This window comes from Amaricoccus sp. (assembly GCF_017995835.1).
In the GTDB taxonomy this organism is placed as follows: Bacteria; Pseudomonadota; Alphaproteobacteria; order Rhodobacterales; family Rhodobacteraceae; genus Amaricoccus.
In genome coordinates this window covers 1-2,754 of the sequence record NZ_JAGOID010000202.1, presented here as the reverse complement: position 1 = coordinate 2,754, position 2,754 = coordinate 1, and the positions used below count along the sequence as shown (strand labels likewise).

At 70.3% G+C, this 2,754-nt stretch carries 4 protein-coding genes; 2 read left to right on the top strand and 2 right to left on the bottom strand.

Annotated elements, in window-relative coordinates; genetic code table 11:
* Positions 1 to 110: 110 nt before the first annotated feature.
* Both KBA23_RS16685 and KBA23_RS16680 read left to right on the top strand, forming a co-directional pair.
* Positions 111 to 827, top strand: a complete 717-nt coding sequence (locus tag KBA23_RS16685; RefSeq protein WP_290743365.1) for a 1-acyl-sn-glycerol-3-phosphate acyltransferase — start codon at positions 111 to 113, stop codon at positions 825 to 827.
* 9 nt (positions 828 to 836) lie between these two features.
* Positions 837 to 1,556, top strand: coding sequence for a GNAT family N-acetyltransferase (locus KBA23_RS16680; RefSeq protein ID WP_290743363.1), 720 nt, complete (start codon positions 837 to 839; stop codon positions 1,554 to 1,556).
* Positions 1,557 to 1,624: 68 nt separating this feature from the next.
* Here KBA23_RS16680 and KBA23_RS16675 read toward each other — a convergent pair whose 3' ends face one another.
* Entirely contained in the window at positions 1,625 to 1,957 is a 333-nt protein-coding gene (locus KBA23_RS16675) for a hypothetical protein (protein ID WP_290743361.1), read from the bottom strand.
* A gap of 195 nt (positions 1,958 to 2,152) precedes the next feature.
* Positions 2,153 to 2,754 (bottom strand): DUF933 domain-containing protein (locus tag KBA23_RS16670; RefSeq protein ID WP_290743359.1); only part of this gene is annotated, 602 nt, incomplete at its 5' end.

The following is a 2,754-nucleotide window of genomic DNA, read 5'->3' as shown; positions in this document are numbered from 1 at the left end:
GCCGAGCGCTTCGGCGGCGCGCTCGACAACACCGAGATCGCGCAGCGCATCGCGGCGCTCCTCGGCTGGCAGATCGGGCTGCCGGAGTAGGCCGGTCCTTGCCTGCCCTCATGGACAGCGAAGCGAGTCTGCAGCTGTCGCCGGTCTGGTGCCTGCGGCAGCAGCTTTCTGCCCTGGGCGATCGCACGACGCGCGCGCTCCTGCGCGCCGTCCTCGGCGTGAGCCTCGGCGGCATCCGCGTCGAAGGAGCGCACCGTCTGACAGCGATTCCCGACCCGGCGATCTTCGCCCTCAGCCACCACAACGCCTACGAGGCACTGCTCGCGCCCGCCGCGCTGATGGCTCTGCGCGGCGGCAGACCGGTGCGCTTCCTGGTCGACTGGATGTACCTCGAGCTGCCGCTCGCCGGTGCGCTGCTGCGGCGCGGCGAGACGATCGCGGTCTATCGCAAACCGGCACGCTGGCGCTGGCGTGAGGCGGTGCGGCGACAGGGCCTGCGGGGAGCCTCCGCGACCGACCGCGCCCTCGCCGCCCTGGCGCGAGGCGAGAGCGTCGGGATCTATCCCGAGGGGCGGCGCAACGCCGATCCCTGGCGGCTCGCGCCGCTGCGCCGCGGGGCCGCGACGCTCGCGCTGCGCTCGGGAGCGCCACTGGTGCCGATCGGCATCGACTTTCCCGCCCGCGAACGGCTGGGCCGGCTGCCGCACCTGGGCCGGATGGTCCTGCGCGTCGGCGAACCGCTGTCGCCGCAGCAGCTCGAGGAGTCGCTCACCACCGAGCTCGAGACGGCGCTCGCGCATCTCGCGCGGAAATTCACTGCCACCTAGGAGGCCACCATGTCCGTCGACCCCATCCCCGCATCGCAGGCGCAGCTTCGCATCGCCTCGCGACCTTCGGCGGCAGCCGCTCTCACGACGGAGCGCGTCAGCGATGAGGAGTCGCGCGCCGCAGCTCTCGCCATCGTGCGCGAGGTGTACCTCGAGGAGAAGGGCTGGCTCGCCGATGCCGACCGCGAGCTGCCCGAATCGGCCGCCGACTCGCGAGACTCGTCATCGACGAGCTGGTTTCTCGCCCGCTGCGGCGGCGAGCCCGCCGGCGTCGTGCGTCTGACCTACGACCCCAGCCTCGAGCTGCCGAGCGCTGCGGGAGTCGAGATCGACGCCGGCATCGATCTCGACCGGTTGGCGCGCTCCGGGCGCTTCGTCGAGATCGGCCGGCTGATGATCTCGCCGCGCTTCCGCTCGCGCACGGCGGTCGTCCTGGCGCTGATGCGCGCAGCGCTCGCTGAGGTCGTGGCGCGCGGCTACACTCACCTGCTGACGGCGGTATTCGAAGACGATCCGCACTCGCCCTACGGCTTTCACACTCGCGTGCTCGGCTTCGAGCGCATAGGAAGCCATCGCTACGGCGAGCTCGCCTGCGCCAGTCGCCGCATCCTTCTCACCCTCGACATCGCCCGCGCCTTCGACCGCCTGCGCGGCCCGCGCTCGAAGCTCCTCCAAGCCCTGGCCGGCGGTCTCGAAGGCGATGTCGCGGCGCTCTCGCTGAACCGATAGGGCCGGTCTTGCCGAACGACGGCGGCCAAGGTCGCTTGCGGCTTGCTGCTCTTGACCGCTACGGACCGCTACTTCTTGGCGTTGCGGGTACTCCGGCCGCCATCTACGTCCATGCCGTCGCCGTCGGAGCTCCGTCCCGACTCCTCCGCTTTCTGCGAAACTCCAGCGCCGCTACGCACTTTCTCCTCGCGATCGTCGAGGCCGTTGACGGCGCCCTCTTCGGCTTCGCGCTCCTGGTTCCAGACGCCGCTCTCGTGGTTCGCGAGCAAGGCGTCGCCGCTCTCCGGGTTCTCGCTCCCGTCGACACGGTTCGGATGCTGGCCCGGCTCGCTGGCTTCCGCGTTCCTTCCACTCGTGCTGTCGTTGCCTTGCTTGGTGGGCCTTGCATGTAGCTTGGTCATGGTTGCACCCCCGGGAGCTGCCCGCTGGATCGCGGACGCCCTACGCTTGTGCAACCGGGGTGCCACGGACGAGCTCGACGTGGGAGCGCCCTGCGAATCGTGATCGGGTCAGGCGGCGCCGCGCACGATGTGGCATACGCCCGGCACTTCGAGCGCAGTACTGGTCGCGTTCAGCCCTGCTGGACGGTGAAGCTGCTAGACATTGAACTTGAAGAGGATCACGTCGCCGTCGGCGACTGTGTACTCCTTGCCCTCTTGGCGGACGTTGCCGCCCTCGCGGGCGCGGGCCCAGCCGCCGACGCGGACGAACTCGTCCCAGGCAATCGTCTCCGCCTTGATGAAGCCGCGCGCGAGGTCGCTGTGGATGACCGCCGCCGCCTCCGGCGCGGTGTCGCCGGCGTGGATGGTCCAGGCGCGGGCTTCCTTTTCGCCGGCGGTGAAGTAGGTACGCAGGCCGAGCAGGTGGTAGATCGAGCGGATGAGAGAACCGACGCCGGACTCTGCGACGCCGTGCGAGGCGAGGTACTCCGCAGCCTCCTCGAGCGGCAGCTCGGCGAGCTCGGACTCGATCTGCGCCGAGACGGTGACCGCCTCGGCGCCGTGGTGGGTCGCCACCCAGTGCCGAACCTCGGCGACGAGCGGATTCGTATCGGCGGTCGCCAGATCGTCTTCGGCGACGTTGCAGGCGTAGAGCGTCGGCTTCATCGACAGGAGGAAGAACGGCTGCGCGACGGCGCGCTCCTCGTCGGTCATCTCGAGCGTCAGCGCGGGCTTGCCGGCCTCGAGATGCCCGAGCA

Bases quoted from the DNA above. Each gene is read 5' to 3' on its own strand.
- KBA23_RS16685 (WP_290743365.1), top strand. From the start codon at position 111: ATGGACAGCGAAGCGAGTCTGCAGCTGTCGCCGGTCTGGTGCCTGCGG.
- KBA23_RS16680 (WP_290743363.1), top strand. From the start codon at position 837: ATGTCCGTCGACCCCATCCCCGCATCGCAGGCGCAGCTTCGCATCGCC.
- KBA23_RS16675 (WP_290743361.1), bottom strand. From the start codon at position 1,957: ATGACCAAGCTACATGCAAGGCCCACCAAGCAAGGCAACGACAGCACG.